At 70.5% G+C, this 17,958-nt stretch carries 17 protein-coding genes; 11 read left to right on the top strand and 6 right to left on the bottom strand.

Translation table 11 applies throughout. The features are described from left to right. Positions 1 to 208 precede the first annotated feature (208 nt). The 3 genes from ACFT4A_RS26670 (at position 209) to ACFT4A_RS26680 (ending at position 2,874) form a co-directional block, all read left to right on the top strand. A complete protein-coding gene (locus ACFT4A_RS26670) occupies positions 209 to 1,210 on the top strand; it encodes an amino acid ABC transporter permease (protein ID WP_382834403.1) in 1,002 nt (333 codons plus the stop codon). A gap of 82 nt (positions 1,211 to 1,292) precedes the next feature. Continuing rightward, positions 1,293 to 2,495 (top strand): acyl-CoA dehydrogenase family protein, encoded by a 1,203-nt coding sequence (locus tag ACFT4A_RS26675; RefSeq protein ID WP_382834406.1) that lies wholly within the window; start codon positions 1,293 to 1,295, stop codon positions 2,493 to 2,495. A gap of 88 nt (positions 2,496 to 2,583) precedes the next feature. Next, complete coding sequence (locus ACFT4A_RS26680) at positions 2,584 to 2,874, top strand: hypothetical protein (protein WP_382834409.1); 291 nt, start codon at positions 2,584 to 2,586, stop codon at positions 2,872 to 2,874. A 39-nt stretch (positions 2,875 to 2,913) separates the two neighbouring features. On the opposite strand, the gene ACFT4A_RS26685 is transcribed toward ACFT4A_RS26680, so the two are convergent. Then, positions 2,914 to 3,759, bottom strand: coding sequence for an NAD(P)H-binding protein (locus tag ACFT4A_RS26685; RefSeq protein WP_382834412.1), 846 nt, complete (start codon positions 3,757 to 3,759; stop codon positions 2,914 to 2,916). Positions 3,760 to 3,881: 122 nt separating this feature from the next. Here ACFT4A_RS26685 and ACFT4A_RS26690 point away from each other — a divergent pair, with 122 nt between their 5' ends. Next, positions 3,882 to 4,277: a winged helix-turn-helix transcriptional regulator gene (locus tag ACFT4A_RS26690; protein WP_382834415.1), complete on the top strand. Its 396-nt coding sequence runs from the start codon at positions 3,882 to 3,884 to the stop codon at positions 4,275 to 4,277. A 9-nt stretch (positions 4,278 to 4,286) separates the two neighbouring features. On the opposite strand, the gene ACFT4A_RS26695 is transcribed toward ACFT4A_RS26690, so the two are convergent. Beyond that, complete coding sequence (locus ACFT4A_RS26695) at positions 4,287 to 4,946, bottom strand: TetR/AcrR family transcriptional regulator (RefSeq protein ID WP_382834418.1); 660 nt, start codon at positions 4,944 to 4,946, stop codon at positions 4,287 to 4,289. Between the two features lie 125 nt (positions 4,947 to 5,071). Here ACFT4A_RS26695 and ACFT4A_RS26700 point away from each other — a divergent pair, with 125 nt between their 5' ends. Next, entirely contained in the window at positions 5,072 to 6,283 is a 1,212-nt protein-coding gene (locus ACFT4A_RS26700) for a cytochrome P450 (protein WP_382834421.1), read from the top strand. A 20-nt stretch (positions 6,284 to 6,303) separates the two neighbouring features. Here the strand turns inward: ACFT4A_RS26700 and ACFT4A_RS26705 are convergent, their stop codons facing one another. Continuing rightward, positions 6,304 to 8,019, bottom strand: a complete 1,716-nt coding sequence (locus ACFT4A_RS26705; RefSeq protein ID WP_382834424.1) for an IlvD/Edd family dehydratase — start codon at positions 8,017 to 8,019, stop codon at positions 6,304 to 6,306. Between the two features lie 183 nt (positions 8,020 to 8,202). Here ACFT4A_RS26705 and ACFT4A_RS26710 point away from each other — a divergent pair, with 183 nt between their 5' ends. After that, the gene (locus tag ACFT4A_RS26710; protein ID WP_382834427.1) at positions 8,203 to 8,721 is read left to right on the top strand and encodes a hypothetical protein; all 519 of its coding nucleotides are present in this window, start codon (positions 8,203 to 8,205) and stop codon (positions 8,719 to 8,721) included. Positions 8,722 to 8,868: 147 nt separating this feature from the next. Here the strand turns inward: ACFT4A_RS26710 and ACFT4A_RS26715 are convergent, their stop codons facing one another. Next, complete coding sequence (locus ACFT4A_RS26715) at positions 8,869 to 9,858, bottom strand: helix-turn-helix domain-containing protein (protein ID WP_382834431.1); 990 nt, start codon at positions 9,856 to 9,858, stop codon at positions 8,869 to 8,871. Positions 9,859 to 10,168: 310 nt separating this feature from the next. On the opposite strand from ACFT4A_RS26715, the gene ACFT4A_RS26720 reads away from it, so the two are divergent. The 4 genes from ACFT4A_RS26720 to ACFT4A_RS26735 all read left to right on the top strand — a co-directional run bounded on the left by ACFT4A_RS26720 (position 10,169) and on the right by ACFT4A_RS26735 (position 13,616). Further along, positions 10,169 to 10,993, top strand: coding sequence for an alpha/beta fold hydrolase (locus tag ACFT4A_RS26720; RefSeq protein ID WP_382834434.1), 825 nt, complete (start codon positions 10,169 to 10,171; stop codon positions 10,991 to 10,993). A 19-nt stretch (positions 10,994 to 11,012) separates the two neighbouring features. Further along, complete coding sequence (locus ACFT4A_RS26725; protein ID WP_382834437.1) at positions 11,013 to 11,846, top strand: alpha/beta fold hydrolase; 834 nt, start codon at positions 11,013 to 11,015, stop codon at positions 11,844 to 11,846. A gap of 24 nt (positions 11,847 to 11,870) precedes the next feature. Continuing rightward, a complete protein-coding gene (locus ACFT4A_RS26730) occupies positions 11,871 to 12,668 on the top strand; it encodes an alpha/beta hydrolase (RefSeq protein ID WP_382834440.1) in 798 nt (265 codons plus the stop codon). A gap of 156 nt (positions 12,669 to 12,824) precedes the next feature. Next, positions 12,825 to 13,616 (top strand): MBL fold metallo-hydrolase, encoded by a 792-nt coding sequence (locus ACFT4A_RS26735; RefSeq protein ID WP_382834443.1) that lies wholly within the window; start codon positions 12,825 to 12,827, stop codon positions 13,614 to 13,616. A 140-nt stretch (positions 13,617 to 13,756) separates the two neighbouring features. On the opposite strand, the gene ACFT4A_RS26740 is transcribed toward ACFT4A_RS26735, so the two are convergent. Further along, positions 13,757 to 14,320, bottom strand: a complete 564-nt coding sequence (locus ACFT4A_RS26740; RefSeq protein ID WP_382834446.1) for a snapalysin family zinc-dependent metalloprotease — start codon at positions 14,318 to 14,320, stop codon at positions 13,757 to 13,759. A 140-nt stretch (positions 14,321 to 14,460) separates the two neighbouring features. Next, complete coding sequence (locus ACFT4A_RS26745; RefSeq protein WP_382834511.1) at positions 14,461 to 15,012, bottom strand: hypothetical protein; 552 nt, start codon at positions 15,010 to 15,012, stop codon at positions 14,461 to 14,463. Between the two features lie 290 nt (positions 15,013 to 15,302). Here ACFT4A_RS26745 and rph point away from each other — a divergent pair, with 290 nt between their 5' ends. Further along, entirely contained in the window at positions 15,303 to 17,900 is a 2,598-nt protein-coding gene (gene rph / locus ACFT4A_RS26750) for a rifamycin-inactivating phosphotransferase (protein WP_382834449.1), read from the top strand. Positions 17,901 to 17,958 lie beyond the last annotated feature (58 nt).

Genomic DNA, 17,958 nt, shown 5'->3' on the forward strand with positions numbered 1-17,958 from the left:
CTACTTGAGCAGGACATCTCGCTGTTCGTCAACCACGGCTCGGATGCCGGACGGGAGTTGCGCGGTCCCGGTACGTGGTTGACACCCGCGTGTGTCGGACCCTTACGATCGGGCGCACCGCGTTGAGGGACGCGGCGAGCGTGATGACGCCCGACCGGGACTCCGGTTCCGTACCCATGCCGCGCCTCCCTCCCTGGAGATCCCTCCGATGGTCTCGCCGCCTGATCTCACCGACTCCGCACCCGCCGCGTCCGCGGGGCGTCCGACAGCATCGTCCGGCCGGATTCCGGGCCGAGGACCCGACGACGATCTCCCGCGGATCGTGCCGCGCCGGCGTGTCGGCCGCCTGCTGTCCGCGGCCGTCGCGCTGCTGCTCTTCGCGATGGCGGTCAACTCCGTCGTCCGCAACCGCGCCTTCCAGTGGGAGGTGGTCGGCCAGTACTTCACGAGTACCGCCGTGCTCGACGGGCTGCTCCTCACGCTGTGGCTGACCGGTGTGGTGATGGTGCTCGGCTTCCTGCTGGGCATTCCGCTGGCCGTGATGCGGTTGTCCGACAACCCCGTGCTGGCCACGCTGAGTTGGGGCTTCGTGTGGATCTTCCGGTCCACTCCGCTGCTGGTGCAGCTGCTGTTCTGGTTCAACATCGGCGCCCTCTACCCGACGCTCGGACTCGGTATCCCGTTCGGCCCGCAGTTCGTCACCGTCAAAACGGTGAACCTGCTCGGACCGGCCCTCACCGCCGTCATCGGGCTGACGCTGCACGAGGCCGCCTACGCCGCGGAGGTGGTGCGCGGCGGCATCCTCTCGGTCGACTCCGGCCAGACGGAGGCGGCCCAGGCCCTCGGCATCGGCAGGGCACGCACCCTGCGCCGGATCGTGGTGCCGCAGGCGATGCGCTCCATCGTGCCGACCGCCGGCAACATGCTGATCGGCACCCTGAAGGGCACGAGCATCGTCAGTGTGCTGGCCGTGCACGACCTGCTGTACTCGGCGCAGTTGGTCTACAACCAGACGTACCAGGTCATCCCGCTGCTGATGGTCGCCACGCTCTGGTACATCGCCGTCACCACCGTGCTCAGCGTGGGGCAGTTCTATGTCGAGCGCCACTACGCGCGGGGCGCGGCGCGGGCTCTGCCGCCGACGCCCGTGCAGAGGCTGAGGGCCCGGCTGGCCGCATATCGCCGTCCACGTTCCCTACATTCCCTATAGAATTACTAGGAAAGTGTTGACGGTGCCTCGGGCCGCTGCGCAGGATGACGCATGCCCCACACATGTTGAGGAGATCTCTGCCATGGGCCCAGCCCCTGCGCCGACCGGGCCCGGACGTACGCACTGGCTGCACGTGGCCCGTGAGACGGCGGATGATCTGGCCACGGACGCGGTGGCCAGGGACCAGGCGGGCAAGCCCCCGTTCGACGAGGTGTCCCGGCTGCGCGAGTCGGGCCTGCTGACGCTCCTGATACCGGACGGGCTCGGGGGCGGCGGCGAGGACTGGCCCACGGCGTACACCGTGGTCCGGGAGATCGCAGCGGCCGACGGCGCCATCGGCCAACTGCTCGGCTGCCACTACTTCATGTCGTGGAGCGCCCGGTTCTTCACCGAGCCCGCTCTCGCCGCCCGGCTGGAGCGGCGCTCCGCGGCGGAGCAGTGGTGTTGGGGCGGTGGTCTGGCGCGTCAGGAACCGGTTCTGTCACTCGTCAGGAACGCACGGGGGTATGCGCTGAACGGCCGGCAGAGCTACGCCGCCGGCGTGTTGGTCGCCGACCGGCTCGCCGTGCGGGCGGTACGGGCCGACACCGGCGAGCCGCTCGCCGTCGTGGTCGATCCCGGCCTCCCGGGCGTGGTGATCGACGGCGACGCCGACCCCTTCGGGCAGCGGCTCGCGGCGGGCGGGAGCGTGGAGTTCGACGCCGTACCGGTCTCCGCCGACGATGTGCTGGGCTCCCTGGCCGCGGACGAGGACGTCCTCTCGCCCCTGACCGCTCTGGTGTCACCGGTCGGGCGTCTCCTGTCGGTGCAGCTCCGTCTCGGCATGGCCGAGGGCGTTCTCGCCGAAGCCCGTGAGTACAGCAGGACCGGCCACTCCCACTGGCACCCGGACTGGCCGGTCGGCTCGCCCCAGGACCCGCAGGTGCTGACCGCGTACGGGGAACTCACCGTGCTCACCCGCTCGGCGTCCGCACTCGCCGACCAGGCGCGGGATGCCGTGCACGACGGGCTGGCACGCGGCGAGGACCTCGGCTACGAGGAGTACGCGGAGATCTCCGTCCTCGTGGCCATGGCCGAAGCCGCCGCGTCCAAGGCCGTGCAGGAGTCCACCGCCCGCGCCCTCGACATCATCGGCGTCCGCTCCGCGTCCGCACGGCTGGGCTTCGACCGCTTCTGGCGCAATGCGCGCACGCACACCCTGTACGAGCCCGTCGCCCACCGGCTCCGGGATGTCGGGGACTACTTCCTCAACGGTGCGCACCCTCCCTTCGTCCTCCCTGTCTGACCAGGGCCGGGCCGTCTCGACGGTGATGCCGAACGTTCCCCGGGCGGCCGGCGTCATAGCGGTAGCCGTCTTCGAAGGGACCTCCGATATGACTGCCGCGCCTCTCGCTGCCCGTGCCGTACTGATCGGAGGGGTGGTCTGCGCGGCCGCCGCCTGCGGCACCGGCACACCGGCGAGCACGCAGGCGCCGAGCCACGCCCCCTGGCAGGAGCCCTCCGCATACACCTCCACACTCAAGTCCAGCGAAGGAGAGAGCGCCGCCGAGGCGGAGTACGCCGCCGACGGTCGCCCGGTGCGGATCTCCCTGGACCGGGAGAAGAACGCGATCGACGACGAGGCCCGCTACGTCATCAGTGCCTACGAGCGGACCGACGCCTGACCCGAACCAGGGGCGGCAACGGCGGAGGCCGTCACAGCCTCACCGAAAAGCGGCGACGTGCTGTCGAGCCCACGCCGCGAAGGTGCGGGGCGCGCGGCCGAGGACCCGTTCGACGTCGGGGCTGATCCGCTGCTCGGCGGGCGTGGGCTCGCCGAGGATGGCCAGCGTCGTCTCGATCACGGCCTCGGGCATGAACCGGAGCATCTGAGCCCGGGCCTCGTCACGGGTCTGCTCGATGAAGCGGACCGGTTCGCCGAGCGCGTCCGCGATCGATTCGGCTCGTTGCCTCGGCGTGCCGAGCGCGGGCCCGGTCAGCTCGTAGATCCGGCCGGCGTGTCCGCTCTGGCGCAGCGTCACGGCGGCCGACTCGGCGATGTCGCCCGGGTCGACCGTGGGCAGGCCGACATCGGCGAACGGCGCGGCGACGGTCCTGTCGGTGCACACCGACTCGGCCCAGGCGAACATGTTGGAGTGGAAACCGCCGGGGCGCAGGACGGTCCAGTCCAGGCCCGACTGCCGCACGGCGTCCTCGATGGCGCGTGCCACTCCACCGTGCGAGGCCGACTCCGGCCGCGTGGCGACTCCTTGCGAGGACAGCAGCACGACGCGCTCGACTCCGCCGGCCTTGGCGACGTCCAGGATGTGCCGGGGGTTCAGCAGGTGGGCGCTGGGCCCGCCGTTCTGCAGGAACAGCGCGTCGGCGCCGTCGAGAAGCGGGCGAAGGCTCTCGGCGTCGGTCAGGTCCGCCCTGCGATGCCGGACGCCCTCCGGAACGTCCGCGTCGGTGATGCTCCGGGACGTCGCGGTCACCCGCTCACCGGCCGCCGCGAGCGTCCGTACGAGTGAACTGCCGACGTTGCCGGTCGCTCCCGTCACTACGATCATGAGTAACTCCCCCTGTTTTGCTTGTGGTTGGCGCCGCCCGATGGCCGGGCGAGACAGGGGGACGCTAACACCGGAAGTAAAGTAGGTACCTACAGGAAAGTGACTGTCCGAGAGGGAAGCGCATGGCCGACGACGCCGCACCGACCGCAGCCGACAGCACGACCGAACTGGTGCTCGCCTGCCCGATCTCGCCGGTCGTCGACATCGTCTTCAGCCGGTGGACCACACCCGTCCTGTGGACCCTGCACGCCCACGGCCGGCAGCGCTTCGTGGAACTGCAACGGCGCATCGCCCGCATCACTCCGAAGGTGCTGACCCAGCGACTGCGCCAACTGGAACGCGACGGGCTGGTCGTGCGCACGTACCACCCGGAGGTCCCCCCTCGCGTCGAGTACGAGATCAGCGAACTCGGCCGCAGCCTCGCCCCGCTCTTCGCGCATCTCTCCGAGTGGGCGGCCGGCAACCTGGACAAGGTCGACCGGGCCCGCCGCGAGTACGACGGCGACCCGGCTCGCTAGTACGCGGCGCTACTGCCCCGAGAGCCCCCGGGTGGCCAACCCGAGTGCGTCGGCGAGGCGGTCGCGATGCCCCTCCAGCGCTTCCGGGGTGATGCCTCGGCCGGCTGTCTCACGGGCGAAATCGTCGGCCGCGGCCTTGAGCACGGCGCTCATCACGGCGGCCTGTACCCGGACGTCGAACGTATGGGGTCGCATGCCCATGCGTTCGGCGAGCACCTCGGTGAACGTCTCTTCCGCACGCTCCCGGAGCACCAGATAGGCGGCGCGCAGCGCGGGTTCGTCGTGGGTCAGCCGGACCACCGCGAGCACCGCCTCGACATCCGCGCCGGACGACGAGTCGATGACGGGCTGGTAGGCCGCGCGCAGGTGCTCGATCAGGCCGAGTTCGGGCGGCCAGGCGTGCAGCACCGTCCGGAAGGCGTCGATCATCCGCGTGAGCAGCGGCTCGACGCAGCTCTCCTTGGTGGAGAAGTAGCGCCACAGCGTGCGTTCGGAGACGCCGGCGGCTTTCGCGATCTGCTCGCCGGACGTGGCGGCCACGCCCTGCTCGGCGAACAGCCGGACGGCGTGACGGGAGATGTCGAGACGCTGCCGCCCTCGTTGCTCATCGCTCACCGGCGGCCGCCCCCGGCGGGGCACGCGCCCGCTGTCCGCCACGAAGTCCTCCATCAGGCGATCTAAACATGCCCGCGACATGGGATGACTGTCCGAAACTTTAATGACAGTTACTGCCAACAAACTGCTACGGTCGGGGCGGCTCGAAGATCGAATTCTGAGATCACAGGAGGAGCGCCATGAGCGTGACCGCCGAGCGTCAGCAACTGCCCTTCCCGAGGCCGAACGTGCTCGACCTCGCGCCTCTGTACGACGTGCTGCGCCGGGAGGCGCCCGTCACGCCGGTCACCACACCGGCCGGGGACCCCGCCTGGCTGGTCACCCGCTTCGAGGAGGTCCGCGACCTGCTCAGCGACAAACGGCTGGGCCGCTCCCACCCCGAACCGGAACGTGCCTCACGCCTGACGTCCGCCGCCGTACTGGACGGACCCACCGGCAACTACGACACCGAGGAGGCCGACCACACGCGGATGCGCCGGCTGCTGACCCCGGCGTTCTCGGCCAAGCGGATGCGGATGCTCACCGACCATGTCCAGCAGCTGGTCGACGACTGCGTCGACCAGCTGCTCACCGAGCATGCCGCCGCCGGCGACGGTGTCGTCGATCTGCAGGCCGGGCTGGCCTTCCCGCTGCCGGTCGCGGTCATCTGCCGGCTGCTCGGGGTGCCCGAGAGCGACCGCGAGCGCTTCGCGTCACTGTCGGAGCGCATGTCCAACTACGCCATCGGCGACGCGGCGCACCGGGCGCGGGACGAGTTCAACGAGTACATGACGGGACTCGCCGAGACGAAACGCGCGCGGCCGGGCGAGGACGTGATCTCCGACCTCGTCCACGCGCAGAGCACCGACGCGGACTACGACTACGCCGACATGATCCAGCTCTGCGTCGGGCTGCTGTTCGCCGGGCACGAGACCACGGTCAACCGCATCGGCCTGGGCACGCTCTTCCTGCTCACCCGTCCCGACCAGTGGCAGACCCTGACCGCCGACCCCGACGCCCGGGTCAACGCCACCGTCGAGGAGATCATGCGCCTGGGCGCGCCCGGCGACCTCGGCCTGCTGCGCTACGCCCACACCGATGTCGACGTCGCCGGCGTCACCATCCGGCGCGGCGACGCCGTGGTCCTGTCGATCAACGCCGCCAACCGCGACTCCTCCGTCTATTCCGACGCCGAGACCTTCGATCCCGACCGCTCCGAACGCAACCACCTGGGTTTCGGCCACGGCGTGCACTTCTGCATCGGCGCGAGCCTGGCCCGTGTGGAACTGCGCATCGTGTTCGCCACCCTGGCGCGCAGGCTGCCCGGTCTGCGGCTCGCCAAGGAGCTGGACGAGCTGGAGGTCCGTACCACCCTCACCGGCGGTGTCACCGAGTTGCCCGTGACCTGGTGATGCCCTGAGGTGACCCGGTGTCAGTGCGACTCGCGGGTCACCTCGGAGCCGCTGGAGCCCACGAGGAAGTCGAGGTCGGCGCCGGTGTCGGCCTGGAGGACGTGGTCGACGTAGAGGCGTTCCCAGCCGCGCCGGGGGTTGGCGAAGCCGGTGACGGTGGCCTTGCCCGGGCTTCTGCGGGCGAGTTCGTCGGCGGGGACGTCGACGTCGATCCGGCGGGCCTCGACGTCGAGGGTGATGAAGTCACCGGTCCGTACGAGGGCGAGCGGGCCGCCGGCCGCGGCCTCGGGGGCCACGTGCAGGACGACCGTGCCGTACGCCGTGCCGCTCATCCGGCCGTCGCAGACCCGGACCATGTCACGCACCCCCTGTTCCAGCAGCTTCTTCGGCAGGGGCATGTTCGACACCTCGGGCATGCCCGGGTAGCCCTTGGGCCCGCAGCCGCGCAGAACGAGGACGGAGTCGGCGTCCACGTCGAGTTCAGGGTCGTCGATACGGGCGTGGAAGTCCTCGACGGAGTCGAAGACGACGGCCCGGCCGCGGTGCCGGAGCAGATGCGGGGAGGCGGCGGCCGGTTTGACGAGCGCGCCGTCGGGGGCGAGATTGCCGCGCAGGACGGCGATGCCGCCCTCGGCGAACAGCGGTTCGGCACGGGTACGGATGACCTCGCCGTCCCAGATCCCGGCGTCGTCGAGGAAGTCGGCCAACGGCCTGCCGGTGACGGTCAGCGCGTCGGGATCCAGCAGGTCGCGCACCTCGCGCAGGACGGCGAGCAGCCCGCCGGCACGGTGGAAGTCCTCCATGAGGAAACGCCCGGCCGGCTGGAGGTCCACCAGGACCGGTACCCGGGAGCCGATGCGGTCGAAGTCGTCGAGGGTCAGGTCGATGCCCAACCGGCCCGCGATGGCCAGGAGATGGACGACGGCGTTGGTCGAGCCGCCGATCGCGGCCAGCGCGACGATCGCGTTCCGGAAGGACGCCTCGGTCAGGAACGTCCCCGGTCGCCGGTCGGCGCCCACCATGTCCACCGCCAGTCGACCGGTGTGGTGCGCGGCCTCCAGCAGACGGCTGTCGGGGGCGGGGATGCCCGCGGTACCCGGCACGACGGTGCCCAGCGCCTCCGCCACCAGCGCCATCGTCGAGGCCGTGCCCATGGTGTTGCAGTGGCCGCGGCTGCGGATCATCGCCGACTCGGAGCGGGTGAACTGTTCCTGGGAGAGCGTGCCCGCCCGGACCTCCTCCGACAGCTTCCACACACCGGTGCCGCAGCCCAGCAGGCCGCCGCGGAAAGTGCCGTTGAGCATGGGCCCGCCGGGAACCACGACCGCGGGCAGGTCCACCGAGGCCGCCGCCATGAGCAGCGACGGGATCGTCTTGTCACAGCCGCCGAGCAGGACCACGCCGTCGATGGGGTTGGCCCTGAGCATCTCCTCCGTGGCCATCGCCGCCATGTTCCGCCACAGCATGGCGGTGGGCCGCACCTGCGTCTCCCCCAGCGACACCACGGGCAGGTCGAGCGGAATGCCACCCGCCTCGTACACGCCGTTGCGGACCGAGGCCGCGACCTCGTTCAGGTGCGCGTTGCAAGGAGTCAGATCCGAGGCGGTGTTGGCGATCGCGATCTGGGGCCGGCCGGTGAAGGCGTCGCCCGGTACTCCGCGTCGCATCCAGGCCCGGTGTATGTAGGCGTTTCGGTCCTGTCCCTCGTACCACTGCGCGCTGCGGAGCCTCTCCATGGAGCCCTTCCGGTCGACGGTACGGAGGTCTGAGTTCCGGAACGTCATGAAGCATAGGCAGCCGGCCGACGGATCGACAGACCCCGCCGAGCGCGTCGGAAACCCGTCAATATTCGCCCGCGCGGCGCCAGAACCCCGTAGGCGGTGGTCACAGCGCCCGTACGGCCGCCTACTTTCGGAGACATGGAACGGAGCTCACCGACGGCCCCGGTCGGCGACCGCCACTGGCGTGACGGTGCGCGGCTCGCGGTGGGCTGGGCCCTGGTGTTCTACGCCATGTTCCTTCTGGTCGACTGGGACGGCGGAAGCCTGACGCTCCTCCGCGCCCTGCTCTGGGGCGTCTTATCGGCCACGGTGCTGGCCGTCCTGCTGCCGCCTCAGGTCAGCGCGGGCCCCGGCTGGCTGGCCGTACGCACGCCCCGGCGGCGCCTCGTCGTCCGCACGGACGCACTGACCTCCGTACGCCAGTACGACGGCATCTCCTCCCACCTGGTCCTGCGCGACGTCCACGGCCACCGCCTGGAACTCGACCCCCGCATCCTCACGGCCAACCCCCTGCTCTGGCACGAACTCGACACGGGCGTCCGCCGCTCCCTGGAGCGCGGCACACTTCGCCACGGTACGGAGGTCCTGGAACGGCTCGGCCACCGCATCGACGACGAGACGGTGCACGCGGTGTTCCGGGCATCGGGACTCTCCTGACTGACGCCGTCGGCAGCGTGCTTCGGGCTTGCGGCGGGCGCCGGTGCGCCTCCACGCGCGCGGCAGGTGCGGGTCTCTCATCCCTCGGCGAGGCGGACGGTCGCGCCGTCGGCGACCCCCCGGACACCGCCGCCTGCCGGACGCTGCTCACCGTGGAGGCGTCGCACGGCGGGAGAGGTCGGCTCGGGAGTGGCGTCGCCATTCGCTGGGGCTGGTGCCGTAGGTCTCGCGGAAGCGGCGGGAGAAGTGGGCGGGATGGGCGAAGCCCCAGGAGCGGGCGATGGCTTCCACGGTGCGATGAGCCTGTTCCGCAGCGGCCAGGTCCTCACGGGCGCCTTCGAGCCGACGGCGGATGATCCATTTTTCGAGGCTCAGTCCCCCTTCCTCGCACAGCCGGTAGAGGGTGCGCACGGAGATGCCGTGCACCCGGGCGACACGCTGCGGCGTGAGATCCGGCTCGGTGAGATGGGCGCGGAGGTAGGCCAGGATGCGTGTGAACAGGGTCTCCTGCGCCACGTTCCGGCGTGTGGGGTCGTCTCCGGCGGCCGAGACGATCAGAGCCCGGGTGAGTTGCACGGTCGCGGCGGCGAGGGCTTCCGCCTCGGGGCCGCCGCTGAACCGGTCCGCGTGCCGGCGCAGTCCGCGGATGTGCTGCACCAGCAGCGATTCGACGGGGCTGTGGTGCAGCAGAGGGACGGCGGCCCGCACCGTGTCGACGGGCAGGGCGAGATGGGCGATGTCGACCGAGAAGGCCACCGAGCGGCCGGTGCCCGACCATCCGTACTCGTGTGACGCGACCATGTGGGGCGTCAGGCCGACGCCGTCCGGCCCCAGGCGCCGTTGGAATCCGTCGCAGCCGAAGGCGCCCGTGCCGAACCCTTCGGCCTGCGTCATGACCGAGACGGTGTCCACCAGTTCGCGTCGGGCCTTGCGGTAGGAACGCACGAAGCGCGCGCCCGTGCCCCGGGTGTCGAACAGGGTGAGCGGCCCGATGTGCCAGATCTCGAGCCTCTTCCACATCGTCGCCGCCGGCTCGTTCTCCTCGACCGCGTCGACTCCGCCCTCCCGGGCGACCACGTTGCGCAGAGCCTCGTAGCGGTCGGCGACGGGTAAGCCGTCGGTGTCGAGAACCAGCACGGCGCCTCCCAGGCTGCGGTAGCGGCCTGTCGCCGCTGCTTCCCCGAGGAGCAGTTTGCGGCGTAGGGGCCACGCGCGACAAAGCTGTGTTCATCGGGCACCTGACTCGACGGCTCCGGTACGCGGTCCAACCTCGGGTGCGATGCCCGAGAGCGTCGTGGCACGTCGTGGCACAGAGGGACAAGGCTCCGGCACACAGAGCACAGCCGATGGCCGGCGCCCGTGCCATGCTCCCCTTCACCCAAGCTTCACGTTCCGCAGAGCCACTGATCAATGAGCCGGAAGATCCCCTGCCACCGGGAGTGTTCCCATGCCATTCGTCACCGCAGCCGACGGAGCGCGGATCCACTACAAGGACTGGGGCGAGGGACGCCCGGTCGTGCTCAGCCACGGCTGGCCGCTCAACGCCGACAGCTGGGAGGCCCAGCAACTGCTCCTGGCCACCCATGGATTCCGCGCGATCGCGCACGACCGACGTGGACACGGACGTTCCGAGCAGACCTGGAACGGCAACGAGATGGACACCTACGCCGACGACCTGGCCGCACTCATCGACACCCTCGACCTGCGCGACGTCACCCTGGTCGGGTTCTCGACGGGCGGCGGCGAGGTCGCCCGCTACGTCGGCCGGCACGGCACCGCGCGCGTCGCACAGGTCGTCCTGGTCTCCGCCGTACCGCCGCTGATGCTCAGGACCGACGACAACCCGGGCGGCGTGCCGGTCGAGGTGTTCGACGCCATCCGAGCCGGCTCGCTGGCCGACCGGTCACAGCTGTACCGCGATCTGGCCGACGGGCCGTTCTTCGGCAACAACCGCCCCGGCGCCGACGTCTCCCAGGGCATCCGCGACGCGTTCTGGCGCCAGGGCCTGCAGTCCGGGCACAGGAACGCCCACGAGTGCGTCGCCGCCTTCTCCGCCACCGACTTCCGCCGGGACCTGGACGCCATCGACGTCCCCACCCTCGTCATCCACGGCGACGACGACCAGGTGGTGCCGTTCGAGGTGGGCGGCAAGGCGTCGGCGGCGCGCATCAAGAACGCGACGCTCAAGGTCTACCCGGGCGCTCCGCACGGCATCACGGACACGCACAAGGAGCGGCTCGGCGCCGACCTGCTCGACTTCCTCGACTCCTGACTCCGGAAGGAACCACTCGATGATTCCCGAAGGCCGGTCCCGCCGCAGCATGCTCGGCGGGCTGATCGCGGCGGGCGGCGCCCTGACGCTCGGAGCCGCGGCCACCCCCGCCGCGGCCGGTACCCGTGCCCATGCCGACCGGTTGGGCTCCAAGGCGACCGTCGTCCTCGTCCACGGCGTCTTCGCCGACGCCTCCGGCTGGAACGCCGTCACTCCCCGGCTGCTCAAGGCCGGTCACCAGGTCCTCGCCCCGGCCAACCCCTTGCGCGACCCGGCCGGTGACGCCACCTACCTCTCCGGCATCATCGCCGCCCTCTCCGGTCCGGTGATCCTCGTCGGCCACTCCTACGGCGGCGAGGTCATCACCAACGCCGCCCGGGGCCACGACCACGTCAAGGCGCTCGTCTACGTCGCCGCCTTCGCGCCCGACGAGGGCGAGAGCGCGTTGCAGCTGGCCGGCATGTTCCCCGGCAGCATGCTGGAGGACGCGCTGGTGCTCCGTCCGCTGCCGGACGGCACCGACGCCGAAGGCTCCATCGATCCGGCGAAGTTCCACGACGTCTTCGCCCAGGACCTGCCACGCGCCACCACCAGGGTGATGGCGGTCTCCCAGCGCCCCGGCAGCGTGGGCGGACTGTCCGGTCCCAGCGGCGTACCGGCGTGGAAGAGCCTGCCGTCCTGGTACGTCGTCGCCGGGGCCGATCGTGTCATTCCGCCCGCCCTTCAGCGGTTCATGGCCGGTCGGGCCGGCAGCAGGACCGTAGAAGTGAAGGGTGCCTCGCACGTCGTGATGATGTCCCGGCCGGATGCCGTCGTGCGGCAGATCGAGGCCGCGTACCGCGCCACCCGCTGAGACCTCCGGAAGGAACGACAAGCCATGAGCACCCCGGACACCATCGTCCTCATCCACGGCTTCTGGGTGACCCCCCGCAGCTGGGAGCACTGGATCGACCATTACAAGAAGCGCGGCTACCGGGTCCTCGCGCCCGCCTACCCCGGTTTCGAGGCGGAGGTCGAGTCCCTCAACGCCGACACCACGCCCATCGAGAAGGTCACCGTAGAGGAGATCATCGGGAGCCTGGAGCTGGAGGTCCGGGCTCTGGACAAGCCGCCCGTCCTGATCGGCCACTCCGCCGGCGGCGTGTTCGTCCAGCTGTTGCTCGACCGCGGCCTTGGTGCGGCCGGGGTGGCCATGTGCTCCGCGCCCACGGAGGGCGTCGCCGTCGTGCCGCTGACGCAGATCAAGGCGGCCTTCCCGGTGCTGAAGAACCCGGCCAACCGGCATCGCGCGGTCGGCCTGACCGCCGAGCAGTGGCACTACGCCTTCACCAACACCTTCTCCGAGGAGGAGTCGAAGGCGCTGTACGAGCGGTACGCGATCCCCGCCTCCGGCGCCATCTTCTGGGACAGCGCCCTGGCCACCCTGCGCCCCGGTCACCAGAGCACATACGTCGACTACCACAACGACGCCCGTGCGCCGCTGCTGTTCATCTCGGGCGAGAAGGACCACCTGATGCCGCCCAAGGTGCAGCAGTCCAACGCCCGGCACTACAAGTCGAACACGGTCACCGAGGTGAGGGAGTACCCGGGGATGCCGCACCTGCTGCCCGCGGCGCCCGGCTGGGAGGAGGTCGCCGACCAGGCCCTCGACTGGGCGCTTGCGCACGCCGGGTAGACCGCAGGTCTGGCAGATCACAGCTCCGGTGGACCGTGGGTCCGGTGGACCGTGGGTCCGGTGGACGACACGTCCGGGGCGGCGACCGGCCGCCCGGACTCCTGGTCCCCAGCCCCCGCCGCCTCCGGCCTCCAGAAGCAGGGAAGGACTCCGCCCATGAGCGAGGCCCGCATCACCCACATCGGCGGCCCGACCACGCTGATCGAGGCGGCGGGATGGCGCCTGCCGACGGACCCGACCTTCGACCCTCCCGGCCACCGCTACTCCTTCGGCTGGAGCACCTCCTCGCGCAAGATGTCGGGCCCGGCGGTCGAGCCGTCCGAACTCCCGCCGCTGGACGCGGTACTGCTGACCCACGACCACCACGCCGACAACCTGGACACCGCCGGGCGGGCCCTGCTGCCCGGGGCTCGCGTCGTACTGACCACGCCGTCCGGGGCACGCCGCCTGGGCGGCAACGCCCACGGTCTCGCCCCCTGGCAGACCTGGCGCCTGGAACGCCCCGGCCTCCCCACGATCGAGGTCACCGCCACTCCCGCCCGCCACGGCCCGCCCCTGTCCCGTCCCCTCGTCGGCGACGTGACCGGATTCGCCCTGCGCTGGGAGGGCCAGCGACACGGTGCGCTGTGGATCTCCGGGGACACCGTTCTCCACGCCGGTGTACGCGAGCTGGCGCACCGCCTGACCGTCGGTACGGCAGTGCTCCACCTGGGCGGCGTGCGCTTCCCCGTGACGGGACCCGTCCGCTACACGATGACGGCGTCGCAGGCGAGGGAAGTGTGCCGCCTGCTGCGCCCGCACACCGCACTGCCCGTCCACTACGAGGGGTGGGCACACTTCCACGAAGGCCGGCGCGCCGTCGAGACGGAACTCGCACGGGCCCCCGCCGACCTCCGCGCACGGTTCCGCTGGCTACCTGTCGGCACCGCACTGGAACTGACGGTGTGACGGGCATCGCCGTGCACGGCAGGACGTCGGGGTCGCGGAGCAGCCCGGCTGAAGGCTGAGGCGGCCGGACAGCGCGAACGCCCGCACCGGGTTCGCGGGCGGGCGTTCGGCTGTGAGTCCGACGGGTGGTGCGGCAGGCTTCAGTCCACGATCACCTCGCCACGTGCCGCCGGGGCCGGCCCGACGAGCGCGCCGCCGAAGTTCCCTTCGACCTCTGACTTCTCCGCCGCGTTCGGATAGGGGTTCGTGCACGCGGTGCCCGCGGTGGAGCCGGACATCAGGCTCGAGCACGGCCCGGGCTTGCGATCGGGCAGGCCCAGGATGTGTCCGAGTTCGTGGGCGGAGATACGAATCGTGTTGTAGCCCTGGTCCACGGCCTGCCGCCCGATGTAGACGGTTCCGTTGCCCAAGGTGGTGGGCAGTGCACGCGGCCAGCCGTTGTCCGCGAGGACCCGTATGTTCGCGCGTTGCCCGGCGGTGGCCGGCCGCAGCTCGACGGCGTCGACACTCTCGTTCCAGATCGCCGCGCCCCGGTCGACCGCGCTCCTGAACTCAGCGGAGCCACTGGCGTCGTAGGTGAGAACACGGGCGGCGAGTGAAGAGCTCTCCGCATCGGGGGAAGCGGCCACAGCCTGGCCACCGGCCAGGGCGAAGGACACCACCAGGGCAGCGGCCAGGCCACCGGTCAGCGTACGGACGTGCATGATCGACCTCCTTGTGGGGGAAGGCAGTCGTGCTCATGACATTCTCTGGCCCACTGCCCAGTGGGGGTGGAGATGAATCCGTCAATCCGAGCCGACGCCCGGCGTGGACCACGTCGCGGCCGGCTGCCGACTGGTGGGCGTCATCGCAACCCGGCGGCCCAAGCCCTCAGCACGGCGAAGTCGCCGTCGGCGAGGCCGCGTCGGGGATCGACCCAGTGCAACAGCGCGGGACCGTCGTGGTGCTCCTTCACCCAGACGCGATCCGCCTCCGTGATCTCGTCGTCGACCCAGGCGAACGCCCGGCCTCGCGCCCACGCGACGATCTCCGGTGTCTTCCAGAACACACCGCCACCGGGCCCGCCCCGCGCCGACGACCAGGCGATGAAGGGCAGTTCGGGCAATCCGAGTACCGGTGCGACGAACCCATTCGCTTCTTCCTCCCACGTCGTCGCCCACACCAGGTCGAAGGGAAGCGCGTCCAAGGCCGGACCGTGACTCGGGTTGAGCCACACGCGGAGCGGTTTCACCGGCTTGTCGGGGAGCCCCCACTCAGTCAGTCGACGCCGCTCGGCGGCCTCCCAACGAGGTGTCAGCAGCCGGTGCGTCTCGTATCCCTCAGGCCGTCGGTGCGGCTTCGCGGCATACGGATTCAGCGGTCCGTCCACGTCCAACAACAACACCGGACGCACCAGCTCACCCCCCTCTGCCCTGCCTCCCACGATGCGTCCTGCGCGCGAGGCTTGTCAGTTCCAGCGGGCGGAAAAAAGCAAAGGCAAGGAGAACTCTCTCCTTGCCTCTCTCAACGTATAGCGCACCGGGGGGCTTGCGGCAAGGCCCGGGTGGTGGCACAGAATCGTCCGCCGAGGCCACAACCTGCGGATATGGGGAGCACGGTGCGCGTGAGAAGTCGATGTACGGGGGACGCGGTGATTCGGTCGGCGAGTGCAGCGGAACGGGACACGACCGCCTCGGAGGTATCGCGATGATCGAGCAGTACGTGTGGGACCTTCAGGAGATTGACGAGGCGCAGGTCGCGGTCGTCGGCGGCAAGGGCGCGCACCTGGGCAGGCTGTCGCGGATCGACGGCATCCGCGTTCCGGCCGGCTTCTGCGTGACGACGGACGCCTTCCGCCGGATCATGGCGGACGCGCCGTCCATCGACGATCGGCTCGACCAGTTGTCGCGCCTGAACCCCGACGACCGGGAGGCGATCCGCACACTCAGCGCGGAGATTCGCCGGACCATCGAAGGGATCGCCATCCCGGACGAGCTCACGGCGGCGATCACCGGCGCACTCGCCCAGCTCGGCGAGCAGTCCGCCTGCGCCGTCCGATCCAGCGCGACGGCGGAGGATCTGCCGACGGCCTCGTTCGCCGGCCAGCAGGACACGTACCTCAACGTCGTCGGGCCGACGGCGATCCTCCAGCACATCAGCCGGTGCTGGGCCTCGCTGTTCACCGAGCGAGCCGTGACCTACCGGCAGCGGAACGGCATCGACCACCGCACGGTCCACATGGCCGTGGTCGTGCAGCGGATGGTCTTCCCGCATGCGTCCGGCATCCTGTTCACGGCCGACCCCGTCACGGGCAACCGGAAGGTCGCCACCGTGGACGCCGGTTTCGGCCTCGGTGAGGCCCTGGTCTCCGGCCTGGTGAACCCGGACGTCTTCAAGGTGCGGGACGGCGAAGTCGTCGGCAAGACCATCGCCGCCAAGGAGCGTGCCATTCAGGCCCTGGCGGCCGGCGGTACGCAGGAAGTGGCGGTCGACGCGCGGCGGCAGGAGCAGCCGGCGCTGACGGATGCGCAGGTCGTGCGGCTCGTGCGGCTCGGGCGGTCGATCGAAGCGCACTTCGGGCGCCCGCAGGACATCGAATGGTGCCTGGTCGACGATGACTTCCAGATCGTGCAGAGCCGGCCGATCACGACGCTGTTCCCCGTCCCCGAGACCGGCGACGAGGAGAATCACGTCTATGTCTCCGTCGGTCATCAGCAGATGATGACCGACCCCATGAAGCCCCTGGGGCTCTCCATGTGGCAGCTGATGGCGATGGTGCCGATGCAGGAGGCCGCCGGGAGGCTGTTCGTCGACGTCACGCGGCGCCTGGCCTCGCCCGCGAGCCGTACCGGCCTTCTGGACGTCATCGGGAAAGGCGATCCGCTCACCAGGGACGCTCTGGAGACCGTACTCGACCGCGACGGCTTCGTCCCGTCGCTCCCGGACGCGGGTCCCGGCGGGCCGCCGGCCGGCGGCACGTCCGCCCCGATCGAGACCGATCCGGCCGTCGTCACCGAGCTGATCGAGCGCAGCCGGGCGTCCGTCGCCGCGCTGGAGCGGGACATCCGGACGCAGAGCGGACCGGCGCTGTTCGACTTCCTGCTGGAGGCCTTCGAGGAACACAGGCGAGTCCTCAGTGATCCGCTGAGCATGCAGGTGATCATGGCGGGGATGGAGGCCACCTGGTGGCTCAACGACAAGCTGCAGGAGTGGCTGGGCGAGAAGAACGTGGCCGACACGCTCACGCTGTCCGCCCCCGACAACGTCACGTCGGAGATGGGACTGGCGCTGCTCGACGTCGCGGACGTGATCCGCCCGTATCCGGAACTGGTGGCGTTTCTGCAGGGCGTCGAGGACGAGGGCTTCCTGGACGAACTGCCGAAGCTCGCGGGCGGGACCGAGGCGCGCGACGCCATCGAGGCCTACCTCGACCGGTACGGCATGCGCTGCGTCGGCGAGATCGACATCACGAGGCCGCGCTGGCGCGAGCGTCCCACCACGATCGTGCCCGTGATCCTGGACAACGTCAGGAACTTCGAGCCGGGCGCCGCCGAGCGGCGTTTCGAGGAAGGCCGGCAGAAGGCGTCGAGGAAGGAACAGGACGTGCTGTCGCGCTTGCGGGCCCTGCCGGACGGGGAGCGGAAGGCCGAAGAGGCGAAGCGGATGATCGACCGGGTCAGAACCTTCATCGGGTACCGGGAGTACCCGAAGTACGGCATCGTCAGCCGCTCCTTCGTCTACAAGCGGGCCCTGCTGGCGGAGGCCGAGCGCCTCGTGCGGGCCGACGTACTTCCTGAGCAGGAGGACGTCTTCTACCTCACGTTCCAGGAGTTCCACGACGCGGTGCGCTCGAACCGGGTGGACGGCAGGCTCATCGAGCAGCGCAAGGAGGCGTTCCGGTCGTACCAGGCGCTCACCCCGCCCCGGGTGCTCACCTCGGACGGTGAGGCCCTCACCGGGGCGTACCGGCGCGACGACGTGCCGGACGGCGCCCTGATCGGCCTGCCGGTCTCCGCCGGGACCATCGAAGGAAGGGCCCGCGTCATCCTCGACATGGCGGACGCCGACCTCGAGGCGGGCGACATCCTGGTCACGGCCTTCACGGACCCCAGCTGGTCGCCGCTGTTCGTCGGAATCGCGGGCCTGGTGACGGAGGTGGGCGGCTTGATGACCCATGGCGCGGTGATCGCCCGAGAGTACGGATTGCCGGCCGTCGTGGGCGTGGAGCAGGCCACCCGGCTGCTCCGGGACGGACAGCGGATCCGTGTGCACGGAACCGACGGTTACATCGAGATCCTGTCCTGACCCGCCGGGCTTGCACGCCGGGCAACTCCCCTGCGGATGGATCGATTTGACGCCGTAG

The sequence above is a fragment of the Streptomyces sp. NPDC057099 genome (assembly GCF_042671245.1).
Classification (GTDB): domain Bacteria; phylum Actinomycetota; class Actinomycetes; order Streptomycetales; family Streptomycetaceae; genus Streptomyces; species Streptomyces purpurascens.